This window comes from Pseudacidovorax sp. DMC4, assembly GCF_056314265.1.
In genome coordinates this window covers 136,634-154,037 of record NZ_JBQUYR010000014.1, presented here as the reverse complement: position 1 = coordinate 154,037, position 17,404 = coordinate 136,634, and the positions used below count along the sequence as shown (strand labels likewise).

Below are 17,404 nucleotides of genomic sequence, written 5' to 3'. Positions count from 1 at the left end.
CCACCCTGACCCGAGGAGACAAGAGACATGAACCGATTCCCGCCTCTGCACCGACGCACCTGGCTCGCCGCCGCCCTGGCCGCCGCCGCCACGCTGCCCGGCCTGGCCCAGGCGCAGTCCCCGGCCTATCCGGCCAAGCCCGTCACCTTCGTCGTGCCCTTTGCGGCCGGCAGCGCCACCGACCAACTGGCGCGGGCGCTGGGCCAGTCCTTCACCGAGCAGACCGGCCAGTCGGTGGTGGTGGACAACCGCGCCGGCGCCAGCGGCATGATCGCGGCGCAGTACGTGGCCAAGGCGCCGGCCGACGGCTACATGGTGCTCATCACCACCAACACCACGCATGCGGCCAACGAGCACCTCTACCGCAAGCTGCCCTATGACCCGGTGAAGGACTTCGCGCCCGTCACCGGCCTGGGCAAGGGCGGGCAGGTGCTGGTGGTCAACGCCAGCGCGCCGTACAAGAACGTCGCCGAGCTGCTGGCCGCCGCGAAGAAGAACCCCGGCAAGATGAGCTTCGGCAGCGGCAGCTCGTCCAGCCGCGTGGCGGGCGAGATGCTCAAGCAGATGGCCCATGTCGACATCCTGCATGTGCCCTACAAGAGCAACCCGCTGGCCATCACCGACCTGCTGGGCGGTCAGATCGACATGATGATCACCGACACCTCCACCGGCGTGCCGCAGATCAAGGCGGGCAAGCTGCGCGCGCTGGGCTATTCCACGCAGAAGCGCAGCACGCAGCTGCCCGATGTGCCCACGCTGGACGAGGCCGGGGTCAAGGGCTACGACATGGGCTACTGGTTCGCCGCCTACGCGCCGGCCGGCACGCCCGCATCGGTGGTCGCCAGGCTCAACGAGGTGCTGGGCAAGGCCACGAAGAGCGCCGCCGCCAAAAGCTTCTTCGATGGCGCCGGCTCCGAGGCCTGGACCACGACGCCCGAGGAGCTGGCCAAGTTCCAGGCCGGCGAGACGCGCAAGTGGGGCCAGGTGATCAAGGCGGCGGGCATCGAGGCCGAATAGCCGCCCGTACCGGTGGTGGGCCGCGCGCGCCGCGTGCCCCCGTTCCGGTCCATTCCCTCCACCCTGCGGGCACGGCCCGCGCCTTCCATTCATCCGTCGACGACCGGAGGAGGGCGTTCGTCCGCGTGGCCCCAGGCCCCTGTTCCTGCACCACAACGATGGAGACAACCATGAGAGAGCTTTGCATCACCCGGCGCCCCGTGCGCCATGCCATGGGTGCCTGCAGCCTGGGCGCGAGCCTGCTGCTGGCAGCGTGCGGCGGTTCCGGCGGCAGCGGCTTCGTGCCCGTCGCGGCGGCACCTGCCCCCGCGCCGGCGCCCAGCCCGGCGCCGGCACCCGCCCCGGCTCAGCCGCAGATGCGCCTGACCATCACCGCCACCGAGGATTTCCCCGGCAGCTACGGCAGCGTCGGCGCCTACGAGAAGCTCACGGGCACGCTGCAGGGCGAGCTGGACCCGAAGGATCCGCACAACGCCGTCATTCAGGACCTGGCCCTCGCCCCGGTCAACGCACGGGGGTTGGTCGACTACAGCGCAGACTTCGTCTTGCTCAAGCCCAAGGACATGACCAAGGCCAACGGCCTGCTGCGCTATGACGCGCCCAACCGCGGCAACATGCTCACGCTGCTCAATCCGACGGCCACGCCCGGCGATGCCGTCTACCTGCAGCGCGGCTATACGGTGCTGTATTCGGCCTGGCAGGGCGACGTGCCCAAGAGCAGCCCGGCCCGCCTCACGGCCACCGTGCCCGTGGCCCGCAACCCGGACGGCAGCAGCATCACCGGCCCCTACCGCACCGAGCTCGTGCCCAGCGCCGCCACGCCGTCCATGACGCTGCCGGGCGGTGTCTTCAACGGCACCATGATCCCCTACGAGCCGGCCAGCCTGGACAACACGCAGCCGGGCTATTCGCTCACCCGCCGGCGCAACGAGACCGACCCGCGCGAGCCCATCTCGCCGTCCCAGTGGAAGTTCGCCACCTGCGATACGGCCACGCCGTTCCCGGGCACGGCCAGCCCCACCAGCGTGTGCCTTGCCGGCGGCTTCGACCCGCAGTACCTGTACGAGCTGGTCTACGTCGCCAAGGACCCGAAGGTCATGGGCGTGGGCCTGGCGGCATTGCGCGACACGGTCAGCTTCTTTCGCAAGCGCAGCACGGACGATTTCGGCCGTGCCAATCCGGTCGCTGGCCGGTTGACGCATGCCATCGGCCAGGGCACCTCGCAGTCGGGCAATGCCATGAAGACCTTCCTGCACCTGGGCTTCAACCAGGCACTGGACGGCAGCAAGGTGTTCGACGGCATCTATGCCCACGTGGCGGCGCGGCAGACGAACATCAACACCCGCTTTGCGGTGCCGGGCGGCGGCGGCGGCCTGCGCACCGACCACACGGCCTTCGGCCAGACCGCCCCCCGCGGTCTGGCGGCCGACTACAGCGACGAGCTGGCCGGCCGCAGCGGCGGCGTCATGCGCCGCTGCAGCGCCACGGGTACCTGCCCCAAGTTCTTCCTGGGCCTGTCGGGCACCGAGTTCTGGCAGTTGCAGGGATCGCCGGTGCTCACCGACACCTATGGTCTTCGCGACCTGGCCCAGCCCGACAACGCCCGCATCTACTACTACGCCAGCACACAGCACGGCGGCGCGGGTGGCACGGCCAGCATCAGCTATGCGCCCACGCGCAACGTGTACCCGGCGGGCACGGTGGTGCACTTCAACGACACCTTCCGCGCGCTCTTCGTGGCGCTGGAAGACTGGGTGATGCGCGGTACCACGCCGCCCGCGAGCCGCGTGCCCCGCATCGACGACGGCACGCTGGTGCGGCCGGCGCAGCTGGCCTTCCCGACGATGCGCGGCCTGAGCTGGAACGTCGGCGCCACGCCGACGGCAATCCCCGACTTCAACTACTTGGCACGCTACAACGACTTCCCGCTGCTGGACTTCGGCCCGCAGTACGTGCCGCAGGACGAGAGCGGCATCGCCACGCTGCAGCCGCCGCGCTATCAGGGCCGCAGCTACGCCATCCTGGTGCCGCAAGTGGATGCGTCCACTGGCCTCACGCGGGCCGGCATCCGCGCGGTGGAGGCGCAGGTACCGCTGGGCACCAGCCTGGAGTTCAACTACGTCGCCATGCCGGGCATCGTCGACCTGTCCAACCTCACGGGCAGCTACATCCCCTTCCACAAGACGCGTGCGGCGCGGCTGGCGGCCGGCGACGGGCGTCCTTCGCTGGAGGAGCTTTATGGCGACCAGGCTGGCTATGTGGCGGCCGTGCGTGCCGCGGCCCAGTCGCTGGTGGGCGAGCGACTGCTGCTGCAAGCCGACGCCGACGCGCTGATCGCCCGCGCCCAGGCAAGCGCCGTGCTGCCCTGACGCCTCGCGTGACTGGCGCGCCGCCTTGCGGGCGCGCCGGCCCCGGGGGCCGTCAGCGCTCCCCAGTCGCCTGAGCCATGCGCCGCAGCCGCGGCGTGACCATGGGCACCGTCAGCATGGTGCTGGCCACCGCCATCAGCAGCAGGGCCGTGAAGGTGGCGTTGGTGATGATGGCCTTGTCCAGCAGCACGTTGGCAAAGATGATCATGATCAGCGCCTTGGTCTGCAGCAGCCAGCCGATCAGCATCCCTTCGCCGCGGGCCCAGCCCAGGATGCGGCCGGCCAGGCCCAGCCCCGCCAGCTTGCCGGCCACCGAGGCCGCGAGCAGCAGGGCGGCCGCCCCGAAGACGGCAAAGCCGCCCACCTGCCAGCTGGTGCGCAGCCCCGTGCTCAGGAAGAACACCGGCATCACCACCAGCAGCACATGGTGGCGCAGCAGGTCCATGTGTTCCTGGTCGAACCAGTCGCCGTCCATCACCACACCGGCGATGAAGGCGCCCACCATGTAGTGCAGGCCGGACCAGTCGGCGCCCAGGCCGCAGGCCGCCAGCCAGATCAGGCCCAGGTACCAACGGTCGCGCTCGGGCACGCGGCGCATCAGGCGCCGGAACAGCACCGAGGCCACCGCAAACACCAGCAGGAAGCCCACCTGCCGGCCCACGCGCTCCCAGTCGGTCAGGATCACGGCCAGCACGCCCCAGATGGCGATGTCGTCCAGGCTGGCGTAGCGCAGGATGCGCTGGCCCAGCGGCTGACGAAGGATTTCCAGCTTTTCCATCAGCAGGATCAGGATCGGCAGGGCCGTCACCGCGCAGGCCATGCCGATGCCCAGCACGAATTGCCAGTGCTGGGCCTTGGCGCCCATCCAGCCGGGTTGCATCAGCAGCACCAGCGCCGCGGCACTGCCCAGCAGCAGCGGCACGCCCAGCGCCAGGCCGGCGGTCACGCTGCTTTCGCCGCGGTGGGTCCAGGCCTTGCGCAGGTCCAGCTCGATGCCGGCGATCCACACGAAGAGCATCACCGCCCACTGCGCCACGCCGTTGAGCGACTGGATCACCGGTGCGCTGAACACGAACCTGTAGTAATCGGGGAACACCGCGCCGAGCGCGCCCGGGCCCAGCAGGATGCCCATGATGATCTGCACCACCACCAGCGGCGCGAAGTAGTCGGTGCGCCCCAGCCGCCACAGCAGGTAGGGCAGGGTGAAGACGATCAGCATCGCGATCAGGAAGACTTCGGAGACGGTCATCGGCGCTCGGGGGGGTGAAAGGCCGCGGCAGTGTGACATGGCCGCGCGTCGGCCAAAGGGCGTAGGACGGCCCAACATCGCACCCGCGGCCAGGGTTGCCGCCTTGGCGTTAGCCTTGGTGCATGTCCGCCCTTCCTTTCTCGACCGACGTGCGGGCGGCGCCCCTGCCTTCCAACCCGCCACCGCCGGCGCCGGGGCAGCCACCAGCGTCGCCGCCCATCATCGTGCCGCCGCCGGCCGGCGATCCGCCGCCGCACGAACTGCCCGTCACCGACCCGCCACCCCCGCCGCCCGTGGGCGACCCGCCCCGGCCCGTGGCCGCGCTGGGGCGGGTGCACATGCGCCGACTGCGCGAGGTGTACCGCTCGGCCGGCTGGCCCTGCTTCGATGCCATCGAGGTCGACCTGCTGGCCGCGGGCCTGCTGGAGCGGGTGCGCTCGGCCCTGGGCCACGAGACCGTGCGCCTGAGCGATGCCGGCCTGGCCCGGCTGGCCGGCGCCCTGGCCGGCAACCGCGGCGCGATGTCGGCCCACGAGTCGCTCGTCGAGCAGGTGGCGCGCGAGATGACCCGCGGCGGCCGCATCGCCTGGCGCGGCCTGAGCCTGCGGGCCCGCCTGGCGCCGCTGGAGCCCGACGGCCCGGCCCGCTGGTGCATCGCCCGGCCCGATGTCTTCTCGATCCGCAACACCACCGTCGAGGCCTACGCCCATCCCGTCGTGCACGAGGTCAAGGTCAGCCGCGCCGACCTGCTGGGCGATCTGCGCCGCCCCGACAAGCGCGCCGCCTACCTCGACCTGGGCGGCGAGTGCTGGTACGTGCTGGGCAACGATGCCCGCGGCCGGCCCGTCGGCGGGCCGGAGGACGTGCCCGCCGAATGCGGCGTGATGCTGCTGGAGGGAACGCGGCTCACGGTCGCCCGCGCCGCCGTGCACCGGCCGGTCGAGCGCCTGCCCTTCGGCGTGTGGATGGCGCTGGCCAAGGCCCAGCCCGTGGCCGGCTTCGATGACGAGGCACAGCAGTGGTTGATGGGTGCCGAAATCGAAGCGGATCCCGCTTTCACACGATAGACTGCAAATAATTGTTAATAGAGTGCCGGGACGCCCTGGCCGGGACCCGGATGGGACCGGCCTCCCAAACGCCCCGCATTCGTCGTCCGGGGATCGCTGCGTCGTGATCGCGTGCGAATGTCCTGGCGCTGTGCCTCCATGATTTCAAGTCTTGAATCTGCGCGGCCCCATCATTGGGAGGCCCTGCGCCGCGACCTTCGGGCGGGCGACTGGACCTTCCCCGAGGCCGGCACCGCCCCCGTCCTGCCGGGTGGCGAACTGTCCTTCGTCGTCCGCCGTGGCAGCGAGATCGCCATCGCTGCCGGCCGTTGGGGCCTGGTCACGCGCGAGACCCTGCGCGCCGGCCTGCCCGCGGCGCTGCGTGCCCGCACGGCCCTGATCCGCGACGACGAGCTGGGCAAGCTGGCCGTGCGAAGCGCCTGGCAGGGTGCCCAGCAGTGCCTGGTGCCCGTGGCGGCCCTGCATGTGCCCGATCACCGCAATCCCGAGGGCGAGCCGTGGCTCACCCGCATCGCGCGCCGGGACGACGGTCCCCTGTACCTGGCCGGCCTGTGGAACAGCTGGGCCGACGAGAACGGCGTGCGCCGCCTGAGCGTGGGCCTGCTCACCGTGGACGCCGCGGGCCATCCGCTGATGGGCAACTATGGCCCGCCGGGCAAGCCGCGTCGCATGCCGGTCGTCCTGCCGCGCGGCCTGGGCCGGGCCTGGCTGCTGGCGCAGGGCGAGGAGCGCGCGGCCTTCCTGCGGCCGCTGCCCGCCGCGCAGTTGAGTGCCATCTGCATGGAGAAGGGGAGCGGCGCGCAGGACGGGCCGGCCGTCCCCGACGCCGCCCTGCCGCCGCCGCCCGAGGTGCGCCGCCAGAGCCTGCTGCTGGTGGACGACGAACCCAGCAACCTGCAGCTGCTGCGCCTGTCGCTGCAGGCGGACTACCACCTCATCTTCGCCACCGAGGGTCGGCGCGCCATCGAACTGGCCCGCGAGCGCCGGCCCGACCTGATCCTGCTCGACCTGATGATGCCGGGCGTGGATGGCTACGCCGTGTGCGAGGCGCTGAAGGCCGATCCGGGCACCGCGCACATCCCCATCGTCTTCTGCACCGCCGTGCACGACGGCGACGCCGAGGCCAAGGCGCTGCGTCTGGGCGCGGCCGACTACATCACCAAGCCCTTCTATCCGCATGTGGTGGCGGCGCGCGTGCGCACGCACCTGGCGGCGCTGGGCATGCTGGCCGCGCAGCAGTCCAGCCTGCGCCAGTTGCAGCGCCTGTGCGATGCGGCCGCCATGCGGGCCAACGTGAGCACCTCGCACATCCAGCGCATGAGCCAGACCGCGCACGAGATCGCGCTGGAGGCGGGCGCCCGCGCCGACTGGTGCGCCATGCTGCAGAGCTCGGCCCCGCTGCACGACCTGGGCATCGTGGCCGTGCCCGATGCGGTGCTGCGCAAGCCCGGTCCGCTGGATGCGGACGAATGGACCGTGATGCGTGCCCATCCGCTGCTGGGCGCCCAGCTCATCGGCGACGACCCGTCGGACGTACTGGGCATGGCCCGCGACATCGCGCTGTGCCACCACGAGCGCTGGGACGGCACCGGCTATCCGTCGGGCCTGGCGGGCGAGCAGATTCCGCTGGCGGCGCGCATCGTCGCCATTGCCGACAGCTTCGACGCCATGACCTCGCCGCGCCCCTATCGCGAGGCCTTGAGCGAAGAGGCGGCCGTGGCCCAGATCCGCGCCGGTGCCGGCGCCGCCTTCGAGCCTCGGCTGGTCGACGCCTTCCTGCGCGCGCTGCCGCGCATCCTGCGCATGCGCCAGCGCTGGGTGCGCGAGGTGGAAGGCCTGGCCGGCGCGGCGCCGGCGGCGGTCGAGGACGAGGCCGTGGACGAGCGCCGCTGAGGGCGCGAGGGGTGCGGCGCCGGGGGAAGGGCGCAACCCCGGTGCTACACTCCCGCGCTGTCTTTGCCGGAGCAGGCGAGACAGCCTCCAGGCCCTCCGCGGGCCGCCAGGCGGGTGTAGTTCAATGGCAGAACGGCAGCTTCCCAAGCTTCATACGAGGGTTCGATTCCCTTCACCCGCTCCACTCCCCTCAGGTCTTCTCCATCCCGCCGCCGCGATGCGGCAGCCAAGCCGCCGCTTGCATCACGCCGCGGCTTCCGCGAGGTCCAGCTTCCGCTTTTCCGCGATGGACTTGCGGACGGTGCTCCAGATGGTCCAGACGAGCATGAGCGCGGTCACCGCCAGCAGGCTGGCGCTGATGGGCCGTTCGATGAACACCATGGGATCGCCGCGGGACAGCAGCATCGTGCGCCGCAGGTTTTCTTCCAGCATCGGGCCCAGGATGTAGCCCAGCAGGAGAGGTGCGGGCTCGAACTTCAGAACCATCAGCGCGTAGCCCATCACCCCCAGCACGGCCACCATGTAGATGTCGAATTCGTTGCTGTTGACGCTGTAGACGCCCAACGCCACGAACACGAGGATCGCCGGATACATCCACGCGAAGGGAATTCGCAGCAACGCGACCCAGATGCCGATGGTGGGCAGGTTGAGGATCACCAGCATGATGTTGCCGATCGCGAAACTCACCACCAGGCCCCAGAAGAGCGCGGGCTGCTCGCTGATCAGCAAGGGCCCCGGCTGGATGCCGTGAATGATCAGGGCGCCCAGCATCACCGCCATGACGGCGTCGCCGGGAATGCCCAGTGAAAGCGAAGGCACGAACGCGGTCTGCGCCGCGGCGTTGTTCGCCGATTCGGGGGCGCTGACGCCGGCGATGGCGCCCTTGCCGAATTTGCGAGCGTCGCGTGCCACCCGCTTTTCGATGGCATAGGACATGAATGCCGCGATCGAAGGGCCGACCCCGGGAAGCGCACCCAGGGCGGAACCGAGGGCGGAGCCGCGCAGCATGGGCGCGACGCTTTCACGGAACTCGGCGCGCGAGGGAACCATGGACCGCATCGTGACGGGCTCGGGCTTGCGTTCCATGTCGGGGGAATTGATGCATCGCACCACCTCGGCGACGCCGAACAGTCCCATGGCCAGCGCCACAAGGTTGATGCCGTCGGTGAGTTCGATGATGCCGAAGTCGAAGCGCGAGACGCCCGAATTCACGTCCGTCCCCACCATGCCGAGCAGGAGGCCCAGCACCACCATGGCCAGGCCCTTGGCCGCCGATCCGATGCTCATGGAAGAAGCCGCCACCAGCCCGAGCACCATCATGGAAAAGAATTCGGCGGGGCCGAATTTCAATCCGATTTCGGCAATGGCCGGCGAAAAAAGCACCAGCAATACCAGCCCGGTCATGGCGCCCACCAACGAGGCGATGGTCGTGATGAACAAGGCCAGGCCGGCGCGCCCTTTCTGCGCCATGGGATAACCGTCCAGACAGGTCACCGCCGAAGAGGGCGTGCCGGGAAGATTGAGCAGAATGGCCGCCGTCGAGCCCCCATATTGCGCGCCGTAATAGACGCCCGCCAGCATGATGATGGCGGCGGTCGGTTCAATATGGTAGGTAATGGGCAGCAGGAGCGAAATGGCCGCCAGTGCGCCGATGCCCGGCAGCACGCCGACGACGGTGCCCAGCAATACGCCGAAAAAGCAATACGCCAGCGTCATTGGCTCCATGGCAACCTGGAGCCCGAGAAGAAGATTGTTTGCGAGATCCATGACGCTGCTTCACCAGGGGAACGTGCGAACGTTCATCTGCAGACCGAACACGAAGATCCCCACAGTCAATGCAGACACCGCGGCGGAGATCACCAGTTTCTGTCGCACCGAGGTGCGCGCCGGCACCAGGGCCACCATCGAGGCCGCAAAAGCGGCGACCAACACGCCTGCGGCCTGCAGGAGTGCGGCGAACAGGACCAGGCAGGCGGTGGCAGTGGCCAGGTTCCGCCATTGCACCTTGATGGGGTTGCCCTGCCGCCACCAGGCCGGCAGCGCCACCAGCAGGCCGAGCACGGCCAGCAGCCAGCCCAGCACGATGGGGAAATACCCCGGGCCCATGCGGGCGGCCGTTCCCATGGTGTAGCGGCTGGCGTACAGGCCAAAAAATACGCCGACGACCGTCAGTGCAATACCGCCGATCAGGTCGTGCGTGTCTCTGTGTTTCATGAATTTCCTTGTCTCCGCCATTGCAACCGCACAATGCCGGCCCCCGCGGGGTGGTCGGGAAATGGTAGGGAGGAAAGCCACGCCACCGCGTGACCGGAGCATTGCGATTCGGTAATGTTGTTGCGGCCTCTGAAAATTGGGTCGGAGGCGTGGAATCGAATAAAAGATGGAACAGCGGAATTTATTCCGCAATTCTGCAGCGCGCTGCGAGGTCTTTTTTTAAAGGCGGCGGGCTCCGTCCGCGCACTGGATCAGCAACCCGACGTCGTCGGTCGCACACCGACATCGTGCTGCGCAAGCAACTGCGCGACGACGCTGGCGCCCATGTGGTCGGCGGGGTCCAGCAGGCGCAGGTGGTCCAGCCGTTCGGCGGCCTGGGCCGGCTCGCCGCGCCGCAAAAGGATGAAGGCCTGGGCCTTGAGCGTGAACAGCCAGAAGCGCGCGGCGCCGGGTTGCAGGAAGTCCGCCATGCCGGGCCGCACCTGCCGCCAGTCGGAGGGCAGGCCGGCGACCTCGGCCGCGGCGCTGAGCCCGCGCTCAGCGGCGCGCTGCGCCTGCTCCAGCTCACCCTGGCCGGCATGCAGCTTGTAGAGCAGGTAGTACACCGGCAGCGCCTGCGGCGAGGCCAGCACGGCGGTCCACAGCGCCGCGGCCGCCTCCTCGCGCGGCTTGCGGCGCGCTTCGTCCACCAGGTGCCGCACGGCCGGCGGCACCTCGCCGCCGAAGAAGGCGTCGGCCTCCTCGCCGGTGAAGAGATTCACCAGACCGCCTCGGCGGCGCGCAGCCGTTCGACAGGCTCGCCCTTTTCGAGGTGGCTGTCGAAGATCTCCTGCACGTCCTCGGGCGTCACGCGGCTGTAGAGCACCGCCTCGGGGTAGACCAGCACGTTCACGCCCTGGTCGCAGGGGCCGATGCAGCCGGAATAGGTGATGGCCACCTTCTCGTAGGCCTGGCGCTTCTGCAGTTCGGCCCAGAAGGCCTGCAGCACGGCGGTCGAGCCCTTGGCGCCGCAGGAGCCGCGCGGGTGCTGCGGCGGACGGTTCTGGGTGCAGACGAAGACATGTCGTTCGGGGCGGGCCATGCGGGCCTCCTGGTCGTGGGGGTGGGACAGTGAAGGGCGCGGCCGCGCCGACGTGGCCGCGCGGGCGGTGCTCAGGCAGTCGCGATGTGCGCGATCCAGCGCTGCAGCTCGCAGACGTGGCCGGCTTCCTCGCTGGCGAACTCGCGCGCCATGCGCACGACCTCGGGGTCGTTGGCGGCGTCGGCCACGCCCTCGTAGAAGGCGGTGCCGGCGCGTTCGCCCTCGAGCGCGATCTCCAGCGCGGCCGGCACGTCGATCAGGCCGTCGATGCCGTGCCAGCTGGCAGCCTCGGGGCTGTCGCTGCCGGGCCACTGGAAGTCGGCCGGCGCCAGCACGGGCAGCTCGCGGAAGCCGCCGCGCTCCATGGCCTCGTTCAGGTGCAGGCGCGAGAAGTGCGCCATGCGCTCGAAGAGCTTGCGCACCTCGTCGTTGCCGGCGGTGCGCATCACCTGGGCCAGGTCCTCGTAGCGGCGCGCGGCGTCGCGCTCCAGCGTGATGGCGTGGACCAGGAAGGTCTCGATGTCGTCGATCATCAGCCGAACTTGAAGAGGATGCCGTGGCCGCCGCGGGGATATTCCCACTCCACGTTGGCGTGCTCGCTGCAGATGATCCGGCAGCTGCCGCATTCGAGGCAGCCGTCGGTGATCAGCGTCACCCGCCCATTGCCCTCGGCCTTGTAGCAGGAGGCCGGGCACACGAAGGTGCAGCTCTGCGAGCGGCACTCGTTGGTGCAGACATCGCTGTCCTTGATGCGGATGTGCGGGCGGCCCGCATCGACGCGGTAGCGGTTCTGGAAGAGCTTCTCTTCCACATTGACGGCAATGGCGTTCATCGGAAGGCTCTCCAGAGTTTGTAGGCGTCGCCCATCAGGCCGCTCCAGCGGCGGGTCTTGCGGAAGCTGGCGAAGATCTCGCGCTCCTTGGTCTTCTTGTCCACCCCGTCCACGGTGATCATGGTGCGGGCGGCCTGCGCGACGAGATCGGGGTAGGTGGTGAAGAACTGCGGGTTCCTGTGCAGCACGCCGGGCATGTCGCGGTACTTGTGCAGGTCCTTCATCACGAAGGACTCGTCCAGCGCGGTCTTGTAGGCCTTGAGCCGGTCGGCCCGGTAGCCCTGGCCCGCGGCCTTGGCGGCGATCACGGTCTCGGCGGCCAGGCGGCCTGTGGTCATGGCCAGGTTGGAGCCCTCGCGGTGCGCCGCGTTGACGAAGCCGCCCGAGTCGCCCACGATCATCCAGCCGTTGCCGTAGACCTGCGGGATGGCGTGGAAGCCGCCCTCGGGAATGAGGTGGGCGCAGTATTCCTTCATCTCGCCGCCCTCGATCAGCGGGGCGATGGCGGGGTGGCGCTTCATCTGCTCGAGCAGCACGTAGGGGCTGGTGCGGCTGGGGTTGGCCTTGAAATCGCCCAGCATGCAGCCCACGCCGATGGTCAGCGACTCCTTGTTGGTGTAGAGGAAGCCGGTGCCCATCATGCCGTCGGTGATGCGGCCCACCATCTCGATGACCACGCCCGACTCCTCGCCGATGTTGAAGCGCTGGCGGATGGTCTCTTCGGGCATGAAGAGGATCTCCTTGACCGCCAGGGCCACGTTGCCGGCCTGGATCTCGCCATGGAAGCCCGCCTTGCGCGCCAGCGTGGAGTTGACGCCGTCGGCCAGGATCACCACGTCGGCGTACACGTCGCCGGCCTCGCGGTCGCACTGCACGCCCACCACCTGGTCGCCGTCCATGATGAGCTGCTGGACGGTGGTCTCGCAGATCAGCAGCGCACCGGCCTCGCGCACCTTCGCGCTGAACCACTTGTCGAACTGCGCACGGATGATGGTGTAGCGGTTGTAGGGCGGCTTGTCGTAGTCGCTGCTGCGCACATGGGTGCCGACGAAGCTGGTGTCGTCCAGCACCCAAAGGCGCTGTTCGATGATGTGGCGCTCCAGCGGCGCGTCCTCGCGGAAGTCGGGAATGATCTGTTCCAGCGCATTGGCGTACAGGATGGCACCCTGCACGTTCTTGCTGCCGGGGTATTCCCCGCGCTCGATCTGCAGCACCTTCAGGCCGGCCTTGGCCAGCGTGTAGGCGGCTGCGTTGCCGGACGGGCCGGCACCGACGACGATGGCGTCGAACTGGGATGGCTTTCTCATGGGGCGTGCTCCTCGGGGTGTCAGGCGACCAGGCGCCGGCGCTTGCCCAGGTGCTCGGCGAAGGCGGCCGTGAGCGCGGGCAGCACCTGCAGCGCGTTGCCCACGATGCCGTAGTGCGCAAAGTCGAAGATGGGCGCGTTGGGGTCGGTGTTGATGGCGACGATCACGTCCGAGCTCTCCATGCCCACCCGGTGCTGGATGGCACCGGAGATGCCCGCCGCGATGTAGAGCTTGGGCCGCACCGTCTTGCCGGTCTGGCCCACCTGGCGGTCGGCCTCCACCCAGCCGGCCTGCACACAGGGGCGGGTGGCGCCCACCTCGCCGCCGAGCACACGGGCCAGTTCGAACACCAGCTTGAAGTTCTCGGGGTTCTTCAGGCCCTTGCCGCCGCTGACGATGACGTCGGCATAGGGCAGGTTGATCTGGTTGCTGGTCGCATCGGGCAGGAAGTCCAGCAGCTTGGTGACGATGCTGCTTTCCACCATGCCCAGCGCTTCCTGCACCACCTCGCCGCTGCGGCCTTCCTCGGCACGCGGCATGGCCATCACGCGCGGGCGCACAGTGGCCATCTGCGGCCGGTAGGCCAGCGTCATGATCGTGCACAGCAGCGAGCCGCCGAAGGTGGGCCGCGTGGCCGCCAGGGCGCGCGAGGTCGGGTCGATGTTCAGCTCGGTGCAGTCCGCCGTCAGGCCGGTCAGCAGCGTGGTGGCCACCGAGCCCGCCAGGTCGCGGCCCATGGAGGTGGCACCCAGCAGCAGGATCTCCGGCTGGTACTTGTTGACCAGGTCCGTCAGGCCCTTGGTGAAGGGCTCGCTGCGGTAGCCCAGCAGCACCGGGTCGTGCACGATGTAGGCCTTGTCGGCGCCGTAGCCGAAGGCCTCGGCGGCGAAGGCTTCCAGCTTCTCGTCGGGACCGCCCAGGATGGCGACGCCCACGCTGCTGCCCAGCTTGTCGGCGAGCTTGCGGGCTTCGCCCAGCAGCTCCCACGAGACGCTGTGCACATGGCCGCGGTCGTGCTCGATGAACACCCAGACGCCCTTGTAGGCCTTCAGGTGCTCGGGCAGCTCGAGGTTGCGGCCGCGTCCGGCGGGGCGCTTGGCGGCAGGCGTGGCGGGGGTGGCGGCGGCGTTCATGCGTCTTCCTTCATCGCGAGGTCGGCTTCCAGTGTGGGATGCCGGGTGAAGATCTTCTGCAGCAGGTTCAGCGAGACATCCCGCAGGTTGGAGTCCTCCAGCGCCAGCATCTCGGCCTTCTCGCTGCGCGGCGTCGGACCGAAGACCTTGCTGACCACGGTAGGCGAGCCCTTGAGGCCGATCTTGTCGAGGTCCTCGATGCCGGCCTGCTCCTTGTTCCACTTGCGCACGGGGTAGCCGGCGGCGTGGATCATGGCCGGCAGCGAGGCGAAGCGCAGCTCGTTGGTGTTCTCCAGCATGGTGATCAGGCAGGGCAGGGCGGTGCGCAGCTGCTGCACGCCGCCTTCGGCCCGGCGCTCGACGGTGATGGTGCGGCCGTCCAGGTCGGTCTCGACGATGCGCGAGACGTAGGTCAGCAGCTGCAGCCCCATCCGCTTGGCGATGCCGGGGCCCACCTGGGCCGTGTCGCCGTCGATGGTCTGCTTGCCGGTGAAGACGATGTCCACCGCCTGTTCGCGGCCGATCTGCCGGATGCCGGCCGCCAGCGCGTACGAGGTGGCCAGCGTGTCGGCACCGGCGAAGGCGCGGTCGGTCACCAGCACCGCGTCGTCGGCGCCGTAGCTGATGCATTTGCGCAGCGCCTCTTCGGCCTGCGGCGGGCCCATGCACAGCACGGTGACCTTGCCGCCGAACCGGTCCTTGAGTCGCAGCGCCTCTTCGAGCGAGAACAGGTCGTAGGGGTTGACGATGGCCGGCACCCCCTGGCGCATGATGGTGTTGGTCACCGGATGGACGCGGATCTGCGCCGAGTCCGGCACCTGCTTGATGCAGACGACGATGTGCATGTCGGGTCTCCGCGCCTCAGGCCGCAGCCCGCATGGGCAGCGTGCGCTTGAGGCTTTCGAGCGTGACGTGCTGCTTGCCGTCCACGTCCTGGAAGACCTTGAACACCTTTTCCTGCGCAGGCGTGGAGCTGACGAAGTCGCCATACGCGCGCTGCAGCAGGCCGCGGTAGGCGGTGAACATCTGCAGCTCGTCGGACGGGTCCAGCGACTGTTCCTGCCGGATGTACTGGAAGAAGCGCTTGAGGATGTGCAGCCGGCTCACGTTGACGACCTTCTGTTCGAAGGGCACGCCGAAGAACTGCAGGAAGTCCTCGGCCGACGAGAGGGCCTTGAGTTGCTGGAGGAAGTTTTCCATGGCTGCTTATGCCTCGCAGGCGGGTTGGGATTGGGGGGCGGCACATACGGCGTCGCAGTCGTTGCAGGCGGCGTCGTCGGTGCCGAGGCCGCGCTCGCGCTCGAGCTGGGCCACGCGGTCGAGCAGGCAGGCGATGGCCTTGCCCACGGGGTCGGGGATGAGGTGATGGTCCAGGTCGAAGCCATGGCGCGGCCGGCGTCCGCGCGCCACCACGCGGCCGGGGATGCCCACCACCGTGGCATCCGCGGGCACCGGCTCGATAACCACCGAGTTGGCCGCGATGCGCGCCCGGTCGCCAATGGCGATGGGTCCGAGCACCTTGGCGCCAGCACCCACGATCACGCCGCTGCCCACCGTGGGATGCCGCTTGCCCGGCGAGCCGCTGGTGCCGCCCAGCGTGACGCCGTGATAGAGCGTGACGTCGTCGCCGATCTCGGCCGTCTCGCCGATCACGACGCCGCAGCCATGGTCGATGAAGAAGCGCTGGCCGATGCGCGCGCCGGGATGGATGTCCACCTGCGTGAACCAGCGCGCCGCGAAGGAGATCCAGCGCGGCAGGTAGCGCCAGCCGCGGCGCCACAGCGCATGCGCGATGCGGTGCAGGGCAATGGCCTGCACGCCGGGGTAGATCGTCCACACCTCCAGCAGGCTGCGTGCCGCCGGATCGCGCTGCAGCACGCAACGCACGTCCCCGCGCAGCAGCACGAACCACGAAGCCGGCGCGGCCTCGGCCGGCGAGGCAGTCAGGGCGTCGGCGCTGGGTGGCATGGCGGGCTCCTCGTGTCGGTCGTTCGTCATGCGGCCAGCACGCTGGCACCGCCCTGCTGGGAGGCGCGCAGGAAGGCGTGCAGCTCGTCCTGCGTGGGCGCGCGCTTGGCCTGCACCGCATGATGGCGGATGCGTGCCAGCAGGCGGCGCGTCAGCCCGTCGTCGTCCAGGGCCACACCCAGCGCGCGGTAGGCGTGGCGCACGGCCTGCGAGCCCGAATGCTTGCCCAGCACCGTGCGCCGTTCGCGGCCCACCTCGGCGGGGTCGAAGGCCTCGTAGGTGGCCGCGTTCTTCAGCAGCCCGTCCACATGGATGCCGGACTCGTGGGTGAACACGGCCTCGCCCACGATGCTCTTGTTGAAGGCCACGCGCCGGCCCGAGGCCTGCTCCACCAGCTGCGAAATGCCGACGAGCTGGCGTGTGTCCACGCCGGTCTCGCCCTGCTGCAGGTGGCGGGCGGCCATCACCACCTCTTCGAGCGCGGCATTGCCTGCCCGCTCGCCCAGTCCGTTGACGGTGGTGCTGGCGTGGGTGGCACCGGCGCGCAGCGCGGCCAGGGTGTTGGCCGTGGCCAGGCCCAGGTCGTTGTGGGCATGGATCTCGATCTCCATCGCATCGCCCACCGCCGCGCGCAGGTGGGCGATGGCCGCGTGCGTGGAGAAGGGGTCGAGCACGCCCAGCGTGTCGGCATAGCGCACGCGGCGCGCGCCGTGGTCACGGGCCTGGCTGGCGGCGGCAGCCAGGAAGGCGGGGTCGGCGCGCGAGGCGTCCTCGGCACCGAAGGAGATGCTGCGGCCCGTGCGCGCGGCGGCGCCGATGATGCGGCCGATCTCCTGCAGCACCCAGTCGCGCGAGCGGCCCAGCTTGTGCTGTAGCTGGATGTCCGACACCGAGATCGACAGGTGCACGATGTCGGCGTCGCAGCGCAGCGCGGCGGCGAGGTCGGCCTCGGTCAGGCGGCCCCACACCATCAGGGTGGCGGGGCGGGCCTGCGCCGCGATGGCGTTGATGCAGGCGATCTCGTCCTCGCCCATGATGGGAATGCCGATCTCCATCTCGGGCACGCCGGCCGCGGCCAGCGCATGCGCGATGGCGCACTTCTCCTGCACCGTGAAGGCGACGCCGGCGGTCTGCTCGCCATCGCGCAGGGTGGTGTCGTTGATGACGGGGGGATGTGGCATGTCGTGGGTCCTTGCGGGTGTCTTCGCAAAGCGCGTGCCACGCGGAGATAGTCTGCACAGTGCGGTTTTGTCGCGATGGCTGCGACGACGAGG

General features: G+C 69.6%; 17 protein-coding genes and 1 tRNA gene. 5 read left to right on the top strand and 13 right to left on the bottom strand.

The features are described 5' to 3' along the window. Positions 1–27: 27 nt before the first annotated feature. Both ACT54X_RS23420 and ACT54X_RS23415 read left to right on the top strand, forming a co-directional pair. The gene (locus ACT54X_RS23420) at positions 28–1,017 is read left to right on the top strand and encodes a Bug family tripartite tricarboxylate transporter substrate binding protein (protein ID WP_294368832.1); all 990 of its coding nucleotides are present in this window, start codon (positions 28–30) and stop codon (positions 1,015–1,017) included. A 170-nt stretch (positions 1,018–1,187) separates the two neighbouring features. Next, a complete protein-coding gene (locus tag ACT54X_RS23415; protein ID WP_294368830.1) occupies positions 1,188–3,386 on the top strand; it encodes an alpha/beta hydrolase domain-containing protein in 2,199 nt (732 codons plus the stop codon). Between the two features lie 52 nt (positions 3,387–3,438). Here the strand turns inward: ACT54X_RS23415 and ACT54X_RS23410 are convergent, their stop codons facing one another. Continuing rightward, entirely contained in the window at positions 3,439–4,635 is a 1,197-nt protein-coding gene (locus tag ACT54X_RS23410; protein WP_476348893.1) for a cation:proton antiporter, read from the bottom strand. A 122-nt stretch (positions 4,636–4,757) separates the two neighbouring features. Between ACT54X_RS23410 and ACT54X_RS23405 the strand changes: the two genes are divergently transcribed. The 3 genes from ACT54X_RS23405 (at position 4,758) to ACT54X_RS23395 (ending at position 7,779) form a co-directional block, all read left to right on the top strand. Continuing rightward, complete coding sequence (locus ACT54X_RS23405; protein WP_476348891.1) at positions 4,758–5,702, top strand: hypothetical protein; 945 nt, start codon at positions 4,758–4,760, stop codon at positions 5,700–5,702. Positions 5,703–5,840: 138 nt separating this feature from the next. Next, positions 5,841–7,595, top strand: a complete 1,755-nt coding sequence (locus ACT54X_RS23400) for an HD domain-containing phosphohydrolase (protein WP_476348889.1) — start codon at positions 5,841–5,843, stop codon at positions 7,593–7,595. Positions 7,596–7,705: 110 nt separating this feature from the next. Further along, positions 7,706–7,779, top strand: a tRNA-Gly gene (locus ACT54X_RS23395). A 59-nt stretch (positions 7,780–7,838) separates the two neighbouring features. Here ACT54X_RS23395 and ACT54X_RS23390 read toward each other — a convergent pair. From ACT54X_RS23390 to nifV, 12 genes are all read right to left on the bottom strand, one after another. Then, positions 7,839–9,362 carry a tripartite tricarboxylate transporter permease gene (locus ACT54X_RS23390; protein WP_043115300.1) on the bottom strand — a complete coding sequence of 508 codons (1,524 nt, stop codon included), beginning with the start codon at positions 9,360–9,362 and terminating at the stop codon, positions 7,839–7,841. 9 nt (positions 9,363–9,371) lie between these two features. Next, the gene (locus ACT54X_RS23385) at positions 9,372–9,809 is read right to left on the bottom strand and encodes a tripartite tricarboxylate transporter TctB family protein (RefSeq protein ID WP_294368817.1); all 438 of its coding nucleotides are present in this window, start codon (positions 9,807–9,809) and stop codon (positions 9,372–9,374) included. A gap of 251 nt (positions 9,810–10,060) precedes the next feature. Next, positions 10,061–10,570 (bottom strand): hypothetical protein, encoded by a 510-nt coding sequence (locus ACT54X_RS23380; RefSeq protein WP_476348886.1) that lies wholly within the window; start codon positions 10,568–10,570, stop codon positions 10,061–10,063. Further along, the gene (locus ACT54X_RS23375; RefSeq protein ID WP_294368812.1) at positions 10,567–10,890 is read right to left on the bottom strand and encodes a (2Fe-2S) ferredoxin domain-containing protein; all 324 of its coding nucleotides are present in this window, start codon (positions 10,888–10,890) and stop codon (positions 10,567–10,569) included. The genes ACT54X_RS23380 and ACT54X_RS23375 overlap by 4 nt, the downstream gene beginning before the upstream one ends. 71 nt (positions 10,891–10,961) lie before the next feature. Then, a complete protein-coding gene (locus ACT54X_RS23370) occupies positions 10,962–11,423 on the bottom strand; it encodes a ferritin-like domain-containing protein (protein ID WP_476348884.1) in 462 nt (153 codons plus the stop codon). Next, positions 11,423–11,722, bottom strand: coding sequence for a ferredoxin family protein (locus ACT54X_RS23365; RefSeq protein WP_294368807.1), 300 nt, complete (start codon positions 11,720–11,722; stop codon positions 11,423–11,425). The genes ACT54X_RS23370 and ACT54X_RS23365 overlap by 1 nt, the downstream gene beginning before the upstream one ends. Continuing rightward, positions 11,719–13,029, bottom strand: a complete 1,311-nt coding sequence (locus ACT54X_RS23360; RefSeq protein ID WP_354319881.1) for an FAD-dependent monooxygenase — start codon at positions 13,027–13,029, stop codon at positions 11,719–11,721. Before ACT54X_RS23360 ends, ACT54X_RS23365 begins: the two co-directional genes overlap by 4 nt. A 20-nt stretch (positions 13,030–13,049) precedes the next feature. Continuing rightward, on the bottom strand, positions 13,050–14,162 hold the full coding sequence (locus ACT54X_RS23355; RefSeq protein ID WP_476348881.1) for an electron transfer flavoprotein subunit alpha/FixB family protein: 1,113 nt from the start codon (positions 14,160–14,162) through the stop codon (positions 13,050–13,052). Next, positions 14,159–15,007, bottom strand: a complete 849-nt coding sequence (locus ACT54X_RS23350) for an electron transfer flavoprotein subunit beta/FixA family protein (RefSeq protein ID WP_017758436.1) — start codon at positions 15,005–15,007, stop codon at positions 14,159–14,161. The genes ACT54X_RS23355 and ACT54X_RS23350 overlap by 4 nt, the downstream gene beginning before the upstream one ends. A gap of 16 nt (positions 15,008–15,023) precedes the next feature. After that, positions 15,024–15,362 carry a nitrogenase stabilizing/protective protein NifW gene (nifW, locus tag ACT54X_RS23345; protein ID WP_114803496.1) on the bottom strand — a complete coding sequence of 113 codons (339 nt, stop codon included), beginning with the start codon at positions 15,360–15,362 and terminating at the stop codon, positions 15,024–15,026. Positions 15,363–15,368: 6 nt separating this feature from the next. Next, the gene (cysE, locus tag ACT54X_RS23340; RefSeq protein ID WP_476348935.1) at positions 15,369–16,130 is read right to left on the bottom strand and encodes a serine O-acetyltransferase; all 762 of its coding nucleotides are present in this window, start codon (positions 16,128–16,130) and stop codon (positions 15,369–15,371) included. A 26-nt stretch (positions 16,131–16,156) separates the two neighbouring features. Continuing rightward, complete coding sequence (nifV, locus tag ACT54X_RS23335) at positions 16,157–17,311, bottom strand: homocitrate synthase (protein WP_476348879.1); 1,155 nt, start codon at positions 17,309–17,311, stop codon at positions 16,157–16,159. Positions 17,312–17,404 lie beyond the last annotated feature (93 nt).